At 67.9% G+C, this 16221-nt stretch carries 19 protein-coding genes, 1 tRNA gene and 1 pseudogene; 11 read left to right on the plus strand and 10 right to left on the minus strand.

From position 1 onward, the window contains the following. Positions 1 to 196: 196 nt before the first annotated feature. Positions 197 to 790: a G/U mismatch-specific DNA glycosylase gene (mug, locus tag ACFWY9_RS36860; protein WP_378326352.1), complete on the minus strand. Its 594-nt coding sequence runs from the start codon at positions 788 to 790 to the stop codon at positions 197 to 199. A gap of 28 nt (positions 791 to 818) precedes the next feature. Between mug and ACFWY9_RS36865 the strand changes: the two genes are divergently transcribed. Beyond that, positions 819 to 1484 (plus strand): class I SAM-dependent methyltransferase, encoded by a 666-nt coding sequence (locus ACFWY9_RS36865; protein ID WP_378341073.1) that lies wholly within the window; start codon positions 819 to 821, stop codon positions 1482 to 1484. Positions 1485 to 1563: 79 nt separating this feature from the next. Continuing rightward, positions 1564 to 1740: a hypothetical protein gene (locus tag ACFWY9_RS36870; RefSeq protein ID WP_378326350.1), complete on the plus strand. Its 177-nt coding sequence runs from the start codon at positions 1564 to 1566 to the stop codon at positions 1738 to 1740. On the opposite strand, the gene ACFWY9_RS36875 is transcribed toward ACFWY9_RS36870, so the two are convergent. Further along, positions 1681 to 2334 (minus strand): VanZ family protein, encoded by a 654-nt coding sequence (locus ACFWY9_RS36875; protein ID WP_378326349.1) that lies wholly within the window; start codon positions 2332 to 2334, stop codon positions 1681 to 1683. The two genes, ACFWY9_RS36870 and ACFWY9_RS36875, sit on opposite strands and share 60 nt — an antisense overlap. 171 nt (positions 2335 to 2505) lie before the next feature. Here ACFWY9_RS36875 and ACFWY9_RS36880 point away from each other — a divergent pair, with 171 nt between their 5' ends. The 4 genes from ACFWY9_RS36880 (at position 2506) to ACFWY9_RS36895 (ending at position 6005) form a co-directional block, all read left to right on the plus strand. After that, on the plus strand, positions 2506 to 2970 hold the full coding sequence (locus ACFWY9_RS36880) for a GNAT family N-acetyltransferase (protein WP_378326348.1): 465 nt from the start codon (positions 2506 to 2508) through the stop codon (positions 2968 to 2970). A gap of 55 nt (positions 2971 to 3025) precedes the next feature. Beyond that, positions 3026 to 3814 (plus strand): alpha/beta fold hydrolase, encoded by a 789-nt coding sequence (locus tag ACFWY9_RS36885; RefSeq protein WP_378341074.1) that lies wholly within the window; start codon positions 3026 to 3028, stop codon positions 3812 to 3814. A 111-nt stretch (positions 3815 to 3925) separates the two neighbouring features. Beyond that, the gene (locus ACFWY9_RS36890; RefSeq protein WP_378341075.1) at positions 3926 to 5614 is read left to right on the plus strand and encodes a bifunctional metallophosphatase/5'-nucleotidase; all 1689 of its coding nucleotides are present in this window, start codon (positions 3926 to 3928) and stop codon (positions 5612 to 5614) included. A 49-nt stretch (positions 5615 to 5663) separates the two neighbouring features. Then, a complete protein-coding gene (locus ACFWY9_RS36895; protein ID WP_378326345.1) occupies positions 5664 to 6005 on the plus strand; it encodes an MmcQ/YjbR family DNA-binding protein in 342 nt (113 codons plus the stop codon). Here ACFWY9_RS36895 and ACFWY9_RS36900 read toward each other — a convergent pair. Next, the gene (locus ACFWY9_RS36900; RefSeq protein ID WP_378326344.1) at positions 5998 to 6525 is read right to left on the minus strand and encodes a GNAT family N-acetyltransferase; all 528 of its coding nucleotides are present in this window, start codon (positions 6523 to 6525) and stop codon (positions 5998 to 6000) included. The two genes, ACFWY9_RS36895 and ACFWY9_RS36900, sit on opposite strands and share 8 nt — an antisense overlap. Positions 6526 to 6540: 15 nt before the next feature. Continuing rightward, on the minus strand, positions 6541 to 6918 hold the full coding sequence (locus ACFWY9_RS36905; RefSeq protein WP_378341076.1) for a nitroreductase family deazaflavin-dependent oxidoreductase: 378 nt from the start codon (positions 6916 to 6918) through the stop codon (positions 6541 to 6543). Positions 6919 to 7033: 115 nt separating this feature from the next. Here ACFWY9_RS36905 and ACFWY9_RS36910 point away from each other — a divergent pair, with 115 nt between their 5' ends. Continuing rightward, complete coding sequence (locus ACFWY9_RS36910) at positions 7034 to 7684, plus strand: hypothetical protein (RefSeq protein WP_378326342.1); 651 nt, start codon at positions 7034 to 7036, stop codon at positions 7682 to 7684. Between the two features lie 16 nt (positions 7685 to 7700). Here the strand turns inward: ACFWY9_RS36910 and ACFWY9_RS36915 are convergent, their stop codons facing one another. The 5 genes from ACFWY9_RS36915 to ACFWY9_RS36935 all read right to left on the minus strand — a co-directional run bounded on the left by ACFWY9_RS36915 (position 7701) and on the right by ACFWY9_RS36935 (position 9958). Further along, positions 7701 to 8099: a nuclear transport factor 2 family protein gene (locus ACFWY9_RS36915; protein ID WP_378326341.1), complete on the minus strand. Its 399-nt coding sequence runs from the start codon at positions 8097 to 8099 to the stop codon at positions 7701 to 7703. Between the two features lie 10 nt (positions 8100 to 8109). Next, complete coding sequence (locus ACFWY9_RS36920) at positions 8110 to 8961, minus strand: alpha/beta fold hydrolase (RefSeq protein WP_378326340.1); 852 nt, start codon at positions 8959 to 8961, stop codon at positions 8110 to 8112. A 53-nt stretch (positions 8962 to 9014) separates the two neighbouring features. Continuing rightward, on the minus strand, positions 9015 to 9473 hold the full coding sequence (locus ACFWY9_RS36925) for a winged helix-turn-helix transcriptional regulator (RefSeq protein WP_378326339.1): 459 nt from the start codon (positions 9471 to 9473) through the stop codon (positions 9015 to 9017). Positions 9474 to 9531: 58 nt separating this feature from the next. Further along, positions 9532 to 9744, minus strand: coding sequence for a hypothetical protein (locus ACFWY9_RS36930; protein WP_378326338.1), 213 nt, complete (start codon positions 9742 to 9744; stop codon positions 9532 to 9534). 143 nt (positions 9745 to 9887) lie between these two features. Then, positions 9888 to 9958 (minus strand) — tRNA-Gly (locus ACFWY9_RS36935). Positions 9959 to 10089: 131 nt separating this feature from the next. Between ACFWY9_RS36935 and ACFWY9_RS36940 the strand changes: the two genes are divergently transcribed. Both ACFWY9_RS36940 and dcd read left to right on the plus strand, forming a co-directional pair. Continuing rightward, positions 10090 to 11307, plus strand: a complete 1218-nt coding sequence (locus ACFWY9_RS36940; RefSeq protein ID WP_378341077.1) for an oxygenase MpaB family protein — start codon at positions 10090 to 10092, stop codon at positions 11305 to 11307. A 22-nt stretch (positions 11308 to 11329) separates the two neighbouring features. Then, positions 11330 to 11911: a dCTP deaminase gene (dcd, locus tag ACFWY9_RS36945; RefSeq protein ID WP_378326336.1), complete on the plus strand. Its 582-nt coding sequence runs from the start codon at positions 11330 to 11332 to the stop codon at positions 11909 to 11911. On the opposite strand, the gene ACFWY9_RS36950 is transcribed toward dcd, so the two are convergent. Next, positions 11908 to 13101, minus strand: coding sequence for an FAD-dependent oxidoreductase (locus ACFWY9_RS36950; RefSeq protein WP_378341078.1), 1194 nt, complete (start codon positions 13099 to 13101; stop codon positions 11908 to 11910). The genes dcd and ACFWY9_RS36950 overlap by 4 nt on opposite strands. Positions 13102 to 13174: 73 nt before the next feature. On the opposite strand from ACFWY9_RS36950, the gene ACFWY9_RS36955 reads away from it, so the two are divergent. Beyond that, positions 13175 to 13645, plus strand: coding sequence for a MarR family winged helix-turn-helix transcriptional regulator (locus ACFWY9_RS36955; RefSeq protein ID WP_378326334.1), 471 nt, complete (start codon positions 13175 to 13177; stop codon positions 13643 to 13645). A gap of 162 nt (positions 13646 to 13807) precedes the next feature. Then, a pseudogene (locus ACFWY9_RS36960) lies at positions 13808 to 16221 on the plus strand (hypothetical protein); the annotation flags it as partial.

Below are 16221 nucleotides of genomic sequence, written 5' to 3' on the forward strand. Positions count from 1 at the left end.
TCATTCCCGGGGTCGGGCCCCCTCGCGTGCACTGAGAACACGCGGCCCGACGCCACCCGGTTCCTCCTGCTGGGACTGGACAGGAATGACACCTTGTGGTTACTACGACCCGGTAACTCGGAGCTTGTGACGCGGTTTCACCCTCAATGGCGAATCCGATGGTCGCAGCAAACTCTCCGTAGAAAAGGGCTGCTGATCAGGCAGTCGTCGGGGGTTTACGGGGCTTGGTGGTGTCCTTGGTGCTACTGAGGGTGGCTCGACGGAGAGCGGCGAACTCCGCACCGAGCGTGGCCTGCGTCCAGTGCGCGTTCAGGCCGCTCGGGTTCGGCAGGACCCACACGTTCGCCTCGCCGATGCGCCGGTCCTGACGGCCCACGCGTGCCTTCGGATCGCCGAACGCGGCGCGGTACGCGGTGATCCCGACGACGGCGAGCCACCGCGGCCGGAACTCCACCACCTTGGCCGTGAGGATCTCCCCGCCCTCGCGGAACTCGTCGGCGGTCAGCTCGTCGGCCCGCGCGGTGGTGCGCGCGACGACGTTCGTGATGCCGATCCCCAGCTCCAGCAGCTCGTCCTGCTCGCTGGGGTCGAACCGCCGAGGGGTGAACCCGCCGAGGTGCAGCGCGGGCCAGAACCGGTTGCCCGGCCGGGCGAAGTGCAGCCCGAGCGCGCCCGAGTAGAGGCCGGGATTGATCCCGCAGAACAGCACGTCCAGATCCGGCGCCAGCACGTCCGGGATGGTCGTGTTGTGGGCGGCGGCCAGCTGCTCCTTGGTCGGACGCGTGCTCATGGAACCAGTCTCCGGCACTCTGGGCGAGGTGAGCACGGGGGCGTACACAGCTGACGGTTGTTCGGTCGAGGTCTACCGCTTGCTGCCGCCGGCAGGCGAACCGGAGGTCGTTCACGACGCGATCCCGGCCGGTGCTTCGATCCTCGAACTCGGCTGCGGTGCCGGCCGGGTCACCCATCCCCTGCTCGCGCTCGGCCACGACGTCGTCGCGGTCGACGACTCGCCCGAGATGCTGGCGCTCGTCCGCGGCGCGGAGACAGTCCGCGCGCGAATCGGCGAACTGCGGCTGGGCCGGGTCTTCGACGCCGTGCTGCTGGGCAGTCATCTGGTCAACACTCCGGACGAAGCCGAGCGGAATGCCCTGCTCGCCGCCGCCCGGCGGCACCTCGTTCCCGGCGGACGGCTGCTCGTCGAATGGCATCCGCCGTCCTGGTTCGAGCAGGCCGCCGACAGCCAGGGCGGGCAGCTCGGCGAGGTGTCCGTCGAACTCGCCGAGGTCGTCCGCGACGGCGATCTGCTGTCCGCGGTAGCGCGGTACTCCGCTCGCGGGCACTCCTGGCACCAACCCTTCACCGTCCGGCGGCTCGGCGTCGACGCTCTGGAAAACGCCCTGAACTCGGCGGATCTGACCTTCGACGGGTGGCTGACCGGCGATCGCCGCTGGTTTGCCGCGACGAGCCGTAGCGGGGGGTAGCGAAGGCGGTACGGAGGTGCGTAACCTGTGTGATCTCTCGCACAACATCTCTAGGACAACGTCGTACCGAGGAGGCACTGTGCAGCTGTCGCTCGTCCTCGGCCTGGTCGCGCTGATTCTCGCCGTGGCCGCCCTGGTGGTCGTGCTCGAGGACCGGCGGGCGGCGAAGCGGGCCGCGCAGCGCCGCCGGGCCCGGTTAGCGAGTCTGGGCGAGGTGGACCCGCTCGCGCCGAGCAGGCTGCGCGTCGATCGCTGAAGTCGTCGCGGCGGGGGTCTTGCGCAGCGTCAGCAGCAGCGCGCCGAACACCCAGCCGACCATCGCACCGGTCGTGTTCATCATGAGGTCGTCGACGTCGAAGATGCGGTAGACGAACGGCGCGGTGCCGAAGTTCGCGGTGAGCTGCGTGATCTCGATCAGCAGCGAGGCGGCGAACCCGATCAGCGAGGTGCCGATCAGCCCGCGCCGCCACAGGATCCTGGCGAACACCCCGAGCGGGACGAACAGCAGCACGTTCATCATCGCCTGCTGGAAGGTCTGCGTGGTGAACCAGTCCGACACGGGCAGCCCGTGCTTCGCCAGCTCCTCGTGGATGTCGAGGATCCACTGGAAGGGGTGCAACTGCACCGTCTGGCTCAGCCGGGGGCTGTTCGGGCCGGGCAGCGGCAGCATGACGACCGCCAGCGCCATGCAGGCGTAGAGCGTCACTGCCGCGGTGGTGAGGATGCCGCGCAGGTGGAACCGGCCGTGCCGGGCGAGCTGCCCGATCAGCTGCGGGATGAGGATCGTCGCCCACACCACCAGGAAGCCGATGAACCCGTATTCGAGGGCCGTGACCTGTGCGTTCGTCATACCGAGAACGCTATTGATCATGGCGGCCCGTCACTTCGGTCGAAGAGCCGGACCGACGTCGCGGCCATCGGCCACTTGGCCGATCCCCTGGCGGGCCGAACGGCTGGGGCACTGTCACCGCTGTCCGGTAAATGGCTGTGACCGGCGCTGGGGGCGTGCCACTCTGCGCTGGTGATCTCCGTGCGACGCCTGACTACGGCGGATGTCCCGGTCCTGCGCGATCTTCGGCTGCGTTCGCTCGCCGACACCCCGGAGAACCTGGGGGATCTGGTGGCCGTCGAAGCCGCCCGGCCCGACGCGGAATGGGTGCACTCGCTGCGTGAGCGTGCGTGGTTCGCCGGATTCGACGGCGAAACCCCGATCGCGCTCGTGTGTGGGAGCCCGGACCCGTCCGAGTGGCTGCTGTTCTCCATGTGGGTCGCACCGTCCGCGCGGGGCAACGGCCTCGCCGCGCGGTTGGTGGCCGAGGTGCGAGCGGCGGCGGAGGATGACGGTGCCCAGGCCCTGGTCCTGCAGGTTTTCGAGGACAACCTGCGAGCGCGGCGGATCTACGAGCGACTCGGCTTCCTCGCCACCGGCGTCTGGGAGGAGGTCCCCGGCAAGGGACGGCGTGAGCTGCTCCGCCTCGCCCTGTAGGGGTGACAGAAAGTATCTGTTACTTATTGGTAGCACCTTCGTCTACCCTCGGATCATGGACGACGTTGTCTACAGCCGGGCCGGACGAGGCGAACCGCTGGTGCTGATCCACGGGATCGGGCACCGGCGGCAGGCGTGGGACGCGGTGCTGCCGCTGCTCACCCCGTATCGCGACGTCATCGCCATCGATCTGCCCGGTTTCGGGGAGTCACCGGAATCGAAGACCGGCTATGGCGTCGAGTCCGCCGTCGAGATGTTCGAGAAGTTCTGCGCCGGGCTGGGCCTGGAGCGCCCGCATGTCGCGGGCAACTCGCTCGGTGGACTGCTCTCACTGGCGTTCGGCGAGGCCGGGCTGGTCCGCAGCGTGACCGCGTTGTCGCCGGCCGGGATCTGGACCCGCTCCGGCGCGCTGTGGGCGTTCGCCATGCTCGCCGCCCATCGCAGGCTGGCCGAGCGCATGCCCGAGCCGGTCGTCCGCCGGGTCGCCGCGACGACAGCGGGCCGGATCGCACTGGCCGGGATGATCTTCGCCAAGCCCTGGCTGATCCCGCCGGACAAGCTGGTCTCCGACGCGCTGGCGTTCGGCGCCGCGCCCGGGTTCGCGCCGACGCTGGCCAAGGCTCGCGAGGGTTTTTCCTTCCACGGCTCGGTCCCGGACATCCCGGTCACCATCGCCTGGGGACGGCACGATCGGCTCCTCGCCCGTCCGAAGGCCGCCGACCTGCGGAAGATCGCACCCCAGGTCGAACTCGTGACACTGCCCGGCTGCGGGCACACCCCGATGAGCGACGCCCCTGAGCTGGTCGCGCGCGTGTTGCTGGAAGGCAGCGCCAACAACGGGTGACATTTGCCTATCGGCCGACTAATTGCCCTGGTGACCGGCCCGCTCACCAGGCAAGATCCTCCGCCGTGCGCCCCGTTCGGGGAAACCGGGCGCCGGTATGGGAGGAAACGTATGAAGTTCACGAGTCGCCTTGTGGTGCTCGCGGCCGCGTTGACGACGGTGGCGGCGGTAGCCACGCCGGCGTCCGCGGCCGTGGCGCCGGACCCGACGACCGACGTCCGGATCATCGGGTTCAACGACCTGCACGGCAACCTCGAACCGCCGTCCGGCTCGAGCGGCAGGGTCACGCTGTCGAACGGCTCGACGGTGCTCGCGGGCGGCGCGGCCTATCTCGCGACGCACGTCAAGCAGCTGCGTTCGCAGGTCCGCAACTCGTTCGTCGTGTCGGCCGGTGACAACATCGGCGCGTCGCCGCTGACCTCGGCGCTGTTCCACGACGAGCCGGCCATCGACCTGCTGAACGCGCTCGGCGTCAAGGCGTCCGTGGTCGGTAACCACGAGTTCGACGAGGGCTACCGCGAGCTGATGCGGATGCAGTTCGGCGGTTGTCACCCGAAGGACGGCTGCCAGTTCCGCGATTCCTTCCCCGGCGCGAAGTTCCCGTTCCTCGGGTCCAATGTGTACTTCGAGAACGGCCTGCCCGCGCTGCTGCCGTTCAGCGTCGAGTTCTCCGGCGGCGTGCCGATCGGCGTCATCGGCGCCACGCTGAAGGATCTGCCCTCGGTGGTGACGCCCGACGCGATCAAGGGCCTCAAGTTCGGCGACGAGGTCGAGGCCATCGACCGTACCGCGAACTTCCTCGACCGGCTCGGTATCAAGGCCCAGGTCGTGCTGATGCACCAGGGCGACGGCACCGAGACCGCGGGCCCCGACGACTGCAAGCTGCGTCCCGGCCCGGCCGCCGCGATCGCCGCGAAGGTGACGCCGAAGGTCGACGCGTTCTTCACCGGGCACAGCCACCAGCAGTACAACTGCGTGATCGACGATCCGGCGGGCCGGCCGCGTCCGGTCATCCAGGGCTCGTCGTTCGGACGGCTGCTGTCCGTTGTGGACTTGAAGATCGACCGGCGGACCCGCGACGTCGTGCGCTCGCAGACCAAGGCGCACAACGAGATCGTCACCCGCGACGTCACCCCGGACCCGGAGGTGACCAAGCTCGTCGACGAGGCGAAGACCAAGTCGGCCCCGATCGCGAACAAGGCCGTCGGCACCATCACCGCCGACCTGCCCGCGGCGGGTGGCCCGACCGGTGAGTCCCCGCTCGGCGACGTCCTGGCCGACGGGCAACTCGCGGCGACGCAGTCCAACGGCGCGCAGATCGCGATGACCAACCCTGGCGGCATCCGCGCGGATCTGACGTACAAGTCCTCGCCGGCCGGTGAGGGCGACGGCGTGGTGACCTACGGCGAGGCGTTCACCGTGCAGCCGTTCTCGAACATCATGCAGACCATCACGCTGACCGGCGCGAACCTGAAGAACGTGCTGGAGCAGCAGTGGTCGGCGACCGGGTCGCGGATCCTGCAGATTTCGAACACGCTGCACTACACGTACTCGGCGTCGGCGCCGATCGGCTCGAAGGTCTCGAACATCACCGTGGGCGGCAAGCCCGTCGATCCGGCCGCGTCGTACCGGGTGTCGGTGAACAACTTCCTCGCCGCGGGCGGGGACGGCTTCGCCGAGTTCACCAAGGGCACCAACCTCACCGGCGGCCCGGTGGACCTGGACGCGCTGATCGCCTACCTCGGCGCGCACCCCGGTCTGGCACCCCCACCGGCCGACCGCATCACCACGTCGGCCTAGCCCCGCGAAATCTCCCATTTCGCCAAGACGGCGCGGGCATGATGGACCCATGACGACCTGGGAAGACGTCCTGCGGATGGCCTCGGAGCTGCCGGAGGTCACCGAGTCCACGTCCTATCGCACACCCGCGCTGAAGGTGGCGGGCAAGACCTTCGGGCGACTGCGTACCGAGGCCGAGGGTGGCCTCATGCTGATGTGCGGCCTCGACGAGAAGGCCGCCCTGCTCGAATCCGGCGACCCCGCGTTCTACACGACGCCGCATTACGACGGCTACGGCAGCATCCTCGTCGACCTGGCGAAGGTGGACGTGCGGCAGTTACGCGAGCTGATCGAGGAAGCGTGGCTGCTCAAGGCGCCGCCGAAGGTTCGCAAACAGCTCGACGCTACGTGAGTTCGCCGTTGAGCAGGCTCATCAGGATCATGTCGTGCCGCTTGCCGTCCTCACCGCGGAACGCCTCGCGGTGCCTGCCGTCTTCCTGGAACCCGACCTTGCGGTAGACGCGCCGGGCGGACTCGTTCTCCGCCACCACCCACAGCGCGATCAGGTGCAGGCGCATGACGTTGAAGCCGTACGCGCACATTACGCGCATCGCGTCGGTGCCGTAACCGTTGCCCCAGTAGTCCTTTTCGCCGACGTAGATCGTGAGCTCGGCGTTCCCGACTTCAGGCTCGGCGCCGGTGAGGTCGATGATGCCGATGAACTTGCCGTCGGCGACCGTTTCGATGCCGAGCACGACCCGCTCGTACGAGTTCTCCTTGCGTTCCTCGCAGCGTTTGCGGATCTGCGCGAGAGACAGCGGATGACCGTTGATCATCCACCGGCCGATGTCGGGGTCGCTGTTCCAGCGGTACAGCGATTCGGCGTCGGACGGCTCGAGTGCGCGCAGCCGGACCAGCTTCCCGCTCAGCATCGGGTCCCCCTCGGTTCATTCCCGCTTGAGCAGCAGGAAGTCCTGGACGTCGATGAGCCCGAGGAACTGCCGGACCACGGGCGGCATCGCCTGACGTGACTCATCATGGACGACTTCCGGGTCGCGGACGACGTAATTACGCCGCCGCGTCACGATCTCGCCGCCGCCCGCGGCGAGCAGGTTCTTCACCCAGTCGGCGCCGGGGCCGTAGGTCAGTGCGACGACAAACCCTTCCGGCACAAGGAAAACGTTCACCGGCGTCCGGTACTCCTTGCCCGAACGCCTGCCCTTGTGCACCACGATGCCGAAGCCCGGCATCCAGCCGACGAGGTACTTCGCGATCCGGTTGGTGGCGACGCGGTTGAACCGGGCCACGCCTTTGGGGATGACCATGGCCCCAGCATGGCGCGCGCCGGAGAAAAAATCAACAACTGTGGAATTAGGGCGGCGTGAGCCCTGATCGACACGGTGGGATGATGGCGTCGCCGGACCAACACGGGGAGCGTGCATGTCGACCGAATGGCCGCTGCGGCAACAGCCGGACTCGCCGGTTCTCTTCGCCCGATCCCTGGCCGCCGATCCCGGCCGCCTCGCCTTCGTCGTCCTCGACGATGACGACGAGTGGTTCATCAGCGACGGCTCCGAGTACTCCGAGGACATGGAGTTCAACCGAGCCCAGTTCGGCTCGCTGCCCCTGCGCGACGCGCTGACCCGCATCCCCGCACTGGCCGCGCTCGCGATCCTGCCGCCGGGCATGGCCGCGGACTGGGATCCGGTGCGGCGTACCTGGCTGCTGAGCTCCGTCGCCGATTCGGACGACGAAACCGAGGACCGGCAACATCGCCAAGCCCGCATCGCCGCCTGGCCCCACCCCGGCTCGCCGGTGGACGAGGTCCAGGTCAGCTCCGGTCTCGCCGAGATCCCGGCCGATCCGACGGCGTCGCCGCGCGCCGTCCGCCAGGTCGTCCGGGAAGCCGACGGTAGCTGGCTTTTCGTGGGCTTCGAGGTCCCCGAGGCCGTCGACTTCGAGACCGAAGCCCTCGAACTCGAACACGTCGTCCGCCTCTACCCGGACGTCGCGACCGTGCTGGCCGCGGCCCCGCTCCAGGTCTGGGACCGCGCGAACCCGCACAGCCCATGGGAAATCGTCGAGGGCTGACAGGGCGCACGTGGGTTCACAGCACGGCGTCTGTCCGTAATGGACCGGCGGTGATGCGCAATGTCTTGACGCGTAAGGGTTCTCCGTCGTCGAGATAGAAGATATGCATGAACGGCGCCCGCACGATGTCGTCCGGCGAGGACTTCTTCGCCATGGTCGCCTCACCCCGCAGGAGGCACACGCCGTCGGTGGCGGTCCAGAATTCGAGGACGTCGTGGGTGATGTGCAAGGGTTCGTCGATCTTCACGAAGAACGCCTTGATGTTTTCGACACCCACGATGTGCGCGGTGCCGAAGTGCAGTTCGGTCTCGTCGGTCAGGTGCGCGAATCCTTCGCCGAAGGTGAGGGTGTCGATTTCGTTCATGATCTGAAGGACCCATTCCGGCGCGACGGCCGGGCTGGCGGTGTACGTCATGATCGGCCATTCACGCGGCGGCGGGCAGGGCGGACAGGAACAGGTCGATCTCGGCGTTGATCTCGCCGGGGTTCTCCCTGGCGGCGAGGTGGCCGGTGTGCTGGAGCACGCGGAAGGTGCTGCCCTCGATGGCGTCGGCCATCTTGCGCACGGCGTGCACCGGGAACTGGCTGTCCTCTTCGCCGGCGATGACGAGGACCGGGATGCCGGAAATGGTGGCCAGCCTGCGGTGTTCGTCCTTGCGGCCGATCAGGATGCTGCGCAGCGCCCAGGCCACGGACTTCGGATCGTCCCGCAGGACGAAGTTCGTGAACTCCAGGAACTCCGGGTTGGTGGCTTCGGCGGTGGGGCCCGCGAAAGCGGCGCGAGCGGCCTTCGCGGCGAGCGGCGGCATCTTCGCATGCAGGGAGAGGTAGGTGGCCAATGCGGTCGCCCAGACGCTTTCGAACGTCGTCGGCAACGAGGCCGTGCAGTTGATGCCGATCGCGGCGGCCGTCCGCTCGGGGTAGTACGCGGGGAAGACGCCGGCGAGCATGCCGCCCCAGCTGTTGCCGACGACGATGGCCTTGCCGATGCCCAGCGCGTCAAGGATTTTCACCAGCGCGTCCGCGCAGTCCCGCAGGTCGATGATCTTCCGGAGCGCGTCGGACTTGCCGTGTCCCGGGCTGTCGATGAGCACCAGCCGATGAGTCGGGGCGAAGTGTTCGTACTGGTACCGCCACATGGTCCCGTCCATCATCAGGCTCGGCCAGCAGACCATGGCCGGGCCGTCGGTCCGGCCACCCGTCCGCACGTTGATCAGGCCGAGCGAGGTCGGGATCAGTGTTTCGGTGACCTCGTCCAGCCAGTCGATCGTCGTCATGACCTCTCCTTTCATTTTGCTAGTAGTAGCATCTCACTACTACTAGCAAAACGCTACCGATCTCCTTCCTGGGTTGCCAGCGGCACAAGGGTGGCCGCCTCGATCGGCTGGTGACAGCTGCTGCACGCGAGGTACGGCTCGGTCCTGTTCTCGCACTTCGTGTGCAGCAGCGGGCGGTCGGCTAGTTCCCGGCCGCTCGCATGGCTTTCCGCCCAGCGGGTCACCGCGACGACGGTGGGGACGACGAGTTCGCGGGCGGCCTCGGTGAGCTGGTACTCGTACCAGGGCTTGTCGGGCCGGTACTTCCGCTTGTCCAGTAGTCCCAGTTCGGTGAGATCGCCCAGGCGTGCGGTGAGGATGTTCGCCGAGATCCCCAGTGCGCGCTTGAGTTCGCCGAACCTGCACACGCCGAAGAAGATCTCCCGCAGGATCTGGTAGTTCCAGCGTTCCGAAATCGCGGCGAGAAACGCTTGCCCGTGCTGGAAAGTGACGTGCCCGGTGCGCTCGGCCACGGCGGCTCCTTCTGGTATCGACTGACAACTAGTGTCAGGTTAGTACCAGGTGGTGGAATCAGTTCCTCCCGCGGCGCGCGTAGTAGGTGACCAGCCCGGCGATGCACACCACGGCCACGCCGCCCGCGATCACGCGGCTCGTGGAGTCCAGCCCCACGGCCGTGCCCGCCGCGTTGGCGGCCCCGCTGACCAGTAGCACCAGCCACAGCAACGCGGCGACCGCGCCGCCACCACGACGCCGAACCTGCCGGGAATCGTTGTGATCGCTCATGGTTTGAACCTATGAGCGGTGAGCGCGCGACCCCATCCCCTCGGCTACCGGAGCCGAGGTGGAGCCCACTCCACCGGAGTGCCGGGAAAACGAAAGCCCCAGGTCCACAGTGGACATCCACTGACCTGGGGCTTTCGTATGAGAGCGGATGACGGGAATCGAACCCGCGTATTCAGCTTGGGAAGCTGATGTTCTACCATTGAACTACATCCGCAGTGCGTCGCCAGCATACACAACGCCGCGCTCTCCTTGTCGAGACCCCTGCCTGTCGACCACGCCGACTCTTGACGGCACGGCCGACAAGTGACAACACTTGTTGTCGACATTGAGGCGAGGTGGTCCCGGATGGCTGACAAGCTCCCCGATCCCGAGTTGTTCCGCCAGGGCGGGTTCCGGATCGCCACCCGGCTCTTCATCGACGGTGACATCCGCGGTGACGAGCGGCAGGTCGCCCGGCTCCGGGAGTTCGCGCAGGTTCAGGACCCGTTGGCGGACAACGTCGTCGCGTGGATGGCGCGGCAGCCCAAGGGGGCGGGGCGCGCGCGGTTCGAGCAAGCGCTGCAAGGCGGGATCGAGGCGCTCGACAGTCCGGCCGAGGAGCTCGAGGCGTTCTTCCGGCAGGTCGAGGCGACGCCGTTCTGGGTGGACCAGGAACGTCTTCAGCGGGGCGCCAAGGCGATCACCAGGGCCGGGCTGCTCGGGCTGTTCCCGCTCGGTGACATGTCGTTGATGGGCGGGTATCTCGCGTCGCGGGCCACGAAATCGCTGGTCGGGACCGGGGAGATCCAGAACAAGGCGGCCAGGCGGCTGGTCGAGACCGCGACGTGGTGGCTCGACGTCACCACCCCGGGGGCGCTCGCGCCCGGCGAGCAGGGGTACGCGTCGGCGTTGCGGGTCCGGCTGGTGCACGCACACGTCCGCGCCGCGATGAACCGGCGGCCCGACTGGGACTACGCGGCGTGGGACCGGCCGGTCAACCAGGTGCAGACCGCGGGCACGCTCCTGCTGTTCTCCCTGGTCTACGTCTTCGGTGTGCAGTTGCTCGGGTTGCGTTACTCCGCCCGCGAGCGTGCCGACATCCTGCATCTGTGGCGCTACATCGGCTGGCTGATGGGCGTCGACGAGGAGCTGCTGCCGGCGGACGAAGAGGACGCCTGGCGTCTACTGTGGCTCCTTGCCACCACCGAGTTCATCCCCGACGAGGACTCGAAACGCCTGGCGAAGGCGCTGACCGAGACGCACCGGGGGTTCGGCGAAGGGTTCGGCGCGCTGGGCAAGGTCGTCTCGCATCTGTCCGTCGCGGTGCACTCGTCGATCAGCAGGCTCGTGCTCGGCAAGGTCAACGCCGACTTCCTGGAACTGCCGAACGACCGGGTCGCGCAGGCCGCCGTGCTCGCGGTGGCCGGGGTCAACTTCGCCGCCGAGACGCTGCGCCGCTTCGTCCCGGGTGCGACGGCGCTGCAGGAGCGGATCGGCGAGGCAGGGCGCCGCGGTTACGCCCGGCGCCTCGGCAGGATCTTCGCCCCGGACACCACCTACGCACAGCACATGCGAGCCGCCTGACTCGCCCCGATAGGCTTCGTGCGTGCTGCTCAGTGACCGTGACCTCCGCAAACAGCTCGACGAAGGCCGTCTCGGCGTCGACCCCTTCGACCCGACCATGGTCCAGCCGTCCAGCATCGACGTCCGGCTCGACCGCTTCTTCCGGGTCTTCGACAACAGCAAGTACACCCACATCGACCCGCAGTTGCAGCAGGACGAGCTGACCTCGCTCGTCGAGAAGGAGGGCGAGGACCCCTTCGTGCTGCACCCCGGCGAGTTCGTGCTCGGCTCGACATTCGAGACCGTCACGCTCGCCGACGACCTCGCCGGCCGCCTCGAGGGCAAGTCCTCCCTCGGCCGTCTCGGCCTCCTGACGCACTCGACAGCGGGCTTCATCGACCCCGGCTTCTCCGGGCACATCACGCTTGAGCTGTCCAACGTCGCGAATCTGCCGATCACCCTGTGGCCCGGCATGAAGATCGGCCAGCTCTGCATCTTCCGGCTGTCCAGCGCGGCGGAAAACCCGTACGGCTCTTCCGCGGCCGGGTCCCGCTACCAGGGGCAGCGGGGTCCGACGCCGAGCCGCGCGTACAAGAACTTCCACCGAGTGGACACCTGGCGTTAAGCCGCGACCGGGGCCTCCCAGTCGATGTGGTGGTTCCACATGAACTCGTTCGGATCCCCGTCCGACGGCGGCTTCCGGAACGCCCGCTTGATGAACAGGTCGCGGATCACCCGGCCGACCGGGCCGACGGCCTTCGCGTCGCCGTTGCGCTTGCCCTGAGCCACCACGGCTTCGACACGCTCGCGACGCAGGCCCTCGTACGCGGCCAGCGCGCGTTCGACGTCCGGGACATCGCGAAGGCACTTCGCCAGCGTGACGGCGTCTTCGATCGCCATCGACGCGCCCTGGCCCGCCGCCGGTGACGTCGCGTGCGCGGCGTCGCCGATGATCACCATCCGGCCCTTCCGCCACACCGGCACGCTCGGGAAGTCGTAGGTGGCCCACGGCTGGTAGATCTCCCGCGTCGCGCGCACGATGCCGACGGCAGGCGTGCGATCCGCGGCGAACAGGCGCAGCAGCTCCGCGCGCCAGCGTTCACCGGTCATCCCGGCCAGCTCCGACTCGGTGGGCTCGGCCTTGCGCGGCACGTTCGCGAACCACCACACCTGGCCGTTCGGGTGCACGACGTGCGAAAAGAACGCGCGCTTCCCGAAGACCATGTTCATCACGCCGGGCTCGTCGTCCAGCGACAGCCCTTCGACGAGCCCGCCCGTGTTGAGCAGCGGCACGTACCGCGGCGACGGCGCACCGGGGTCGATGATCTCGCGCACTCGCGAACGCAGCCCGTCCGCACCGATCAGCAGGTCGCCTTCGGCATGCGTGCGGTCGGCGAACTCCGCGCGGACGCCGTCGGATCGCTGACTCGCCCCGATCAGCCGCTTGCCGTACTCGACCGGGATGCCCCGTCGTGCCGCTTCGTCGCGCAAGGCCACGTAGAGGTCCGAGCGCATTACGGTCTGGCTCACCGTGCCGTCCGGCAGCGCGCCGAACGGGAACTCGGTGAGCCGGGTGCCGTCGCCCAGCCCCATGGACATCCGCGGCGTCGCGAAGCCGACTCCGCTGACCAGGTCCTTCAGGCCCAACGGCCGGAGCGCGTCCATGCCGTTCACGGCCAGGGTGAGGAACGCGCCGACTCCCTCCGCGCCCCGGTCGTAGGCCTCGTACAGCACCGGTTCGTGTCCGGTCTCGTGCAGCGCGATCGCGGTGATCGTGCCCGCGATGCCGCCCCCGATGATCAGCACCCGCGCCATGTCCTTCTCCTCATCGAATCTCTTAGGAACTAATTCGTTCTGTCGAACTAAACAGTGAGCTAAACTTGTCGTCGTGTCAAGTGAGCGAGCTGAGCTGGTGGAAGAACTCCTGGTCAGGTCCCGGGAGCTGTCCACGGAGACGGTCATGTTCCACACCGCGATCGCGGAGCTGAACGGGCTCTCCACGGTCGAGAGCAAGATCAGCGACTACCTCGCGCGGCTCGGCCCGATGACGCCGAAGGAGCTGGCCCGTTACTCCGGGCTCGCCCCCGCGTCGGTGACGGCGTTGGTCGACCGGCTGGAGAAGAAGGGCATGGTCTGCCGGAAGCCCCATCCGGACGACCGGCGCAAGGTGCTCATCGAGTTCGACATGGCGGGCGCCGAGGCCGCCGCGCCGCTGTGGGATCACCTGGTGACCTCGGTCCGGAAAGCGTGCGACCGCTACACCGCGGACGAGCTCCGGTTGCTCATCGAGTTCGTCGCCACCGCGGCGGCGATCACCCATGAGTCGACCGGAAAGATCACCGGTCCCCTGACGGGGTGAGATTCATGCTCATCGGTGTCGAAAAGAGGGCGTAATTCACCGGGACGTGCAACGCTCCGAGCGTTGTCCGCTCCTTTTCGGGGGGTTGCGCAGATGTCGTGGTCGGGAAGATCGATCCGGTTCCTCGTCGTGCTGGCGTTACTTTTCGGTAGCACGGCTTTGGTGACCGGGAACCCGGCTTCGGCGGCGGTGGTGAAGCCGTTCGCCATGAACTACAACAAGGCCGTCTACGGCGATTTCCTCTACGCGGGAAACGGCTCTCTGCGGTGCCCGGTTCCGGCGGACGGCGCGCCGACCACGGGGTTCGGCAACACGCCCGCGGCCTGTGCGGCGGGGGCGAACCGTGACAACACCACGGTCAACGACAACTACTTCATGCAGTGGTCCGATGTGGATTTCGACCCCGGGACTTTCGATTCGTCAAGGGCGAGCGTGACGATTCCCCCTGGCGCGAAAGTCGAGTTCGCCCGTTTGAACTGGGCGGGTAACACGGGCGTGTACAACACGTATCCCGGTGTTGTGTCGCCGACGAAAATGTGCCAGGACCGCAACTTCCAAACACCGGCGATCCTGCCGCCAGGAAGCCCGGACCGGCAGCCGGTGCGGTTGACCGTCGGGGGCGGGAGTTCGGCCGACATCAGCCCGGCTTCGTACACCGCCGACCCGCTGAACACGTTCAGCGGTGGTCAGTACTACTCCGCCTACGCCGACGTCACGAGTCGGTTCGCGAACGCGCCGACCGGTTCGCCGCTGGACCTGACGGTCGGCAACGTGTGGGCGCCCAAGGGTTTCGGCTGCATGGGCGGCTGGTCGATCGCGCTGGTGTACTCCTACCCCGAGCGGAACCCGGACTACGCGCCGAGCAAGCGTGAGGTCTTCATCTACGACGGTCACGTCCGGCAGAACAGCACCGACCCGACCACCAACGTCACCATCAGCGGATTCCGGGCCGCGGCCGCGGACGCGCACGTCGGTGTCACCGCTTATGAGGGCGACTGGGGCATCCCGCGCGACACCTTCCTGATCAACGACCAGCCCACCTTCGAGCCCGCGACCGGGGACGCCAGCAACTTCTTCATCTCCAACGCCGACGGCGCGAGCAATCCCGCGGTGAAGAACAACTACAGCGTCGACGCGAAGTCGTTCAACACCTCCGCGATTCCCGCGGGCGCGACCAGCGCGAAACTGGGTTTCAGCACCGGGGGCGACGCCTACCTCGCGCAGAACCTCGCCTTTTCGGTGCCACTGCCCGAACTGCAGATCACCAAGACGGCGTCGCCGGAGGTCGTGCACGCCGGTGACCAGGTCACGTTCACGATCGTCGTGCGGAACCCGAGTGGTGCCGCGGCGAGCGGCGTCGCGGTCATCGACGACGCGTTCCCGGCGTGCTCGAAGAACATCGGCACCCTCGCGGGCGGAGCCACGACGAGATACACGTGCACCGCGACCGCACCCGGTGACGACTTCTCCAACACCGCCAAGGTGACAGGCAGAAGCGCGCTCGACGATCCGCTCGAAGGCACGTCCACGGTGAACGTCGACGTCATCCACCCGGCGGTCAAGATCACGAAGAAAGCCGACAAACCGGCTTATCGAGCAGGCGACACCGTGACGTTCACCGTGGTGGTCTCGAACACCGGTGACGTCCCGCTGACCTCGGTGACCGTGGCCGACCCGAAGACGTCCTCATGTGCGCGGACTCTGCCGGGCTCGCTCGCGGCCGGCGCGTCGCAGACGTTCACGTGTACCGCGACGGCGCCGATCCCCGACGGGGTCAACACCGCGACCGTCACCGGCACCGACCCGCTGGGCAAGCAGGTGAACGCGAGCGCCGACGCGCCGGCACCGACCATCGCCCCGGCGATCGAGGTGACCAAGTCCGCGGACCCGGCCGTCATCCACGCGGGCGAGCAGGTGACCTGGACGATCACGGTCAAGAACACCGGCGACAGCCCGCTCGACCCGGTGAAGCTGACCGACGACACCACGACGTCCTGTTCCCGCACGTTCGGCGCGCTGGCGCCCGGCGCGTCGCAGACCTATACCTGTACGGCGAATCCATCGAAGACCACGAAGAACACGGTGACCGCCACCGGTACCGACCGGTCGGGCCAGCCGGTCACCGCGACGGCGTCGGCCACCGTCACGGTGATCAACCCGGCGCTGACGATCCAGAAGGACGCCAGTCCCGCCGTCGTCCGCACGGGTGACCAGATCACGTTCACCATCACGGTGACCAACGCCGGTGACGTCCCGCTGTCGGACGTCGCGGTGACCGACGATCACACGCCGTCGTGTGCGCGGACGTTCGGGACGCTCGCGCCCGGCGCGTCGCAGAAGTACACCTGCACCGCGCCCGCCCCGGCGGACGATTTCACCAACACCGCCACCGCGACCGGGAAGGACCAGACCGGCCGCGAACTGAAGGTGACCGACGACGCCAAGGTCGACGTCATTCACCCCGCTGTCGCGATCACGAAGACCGCGTCGCCTGCTCAGGTTCGTGAGGGTGACACGGTGACGTTCACGATCACGGTGACGAACACCGGCGACGTTCCGTTGACTGGTGTCACGGT

Source organism: Amycolatopsis sp. NPDC059027 (genome assembly GCF_042739735.1).
Taxonomy (GTDB): Bacteria; Actinomycetota; Actinomycetes; order Mycobacteriales; family Pseudonocardiaceae; genus Amycolatopsis.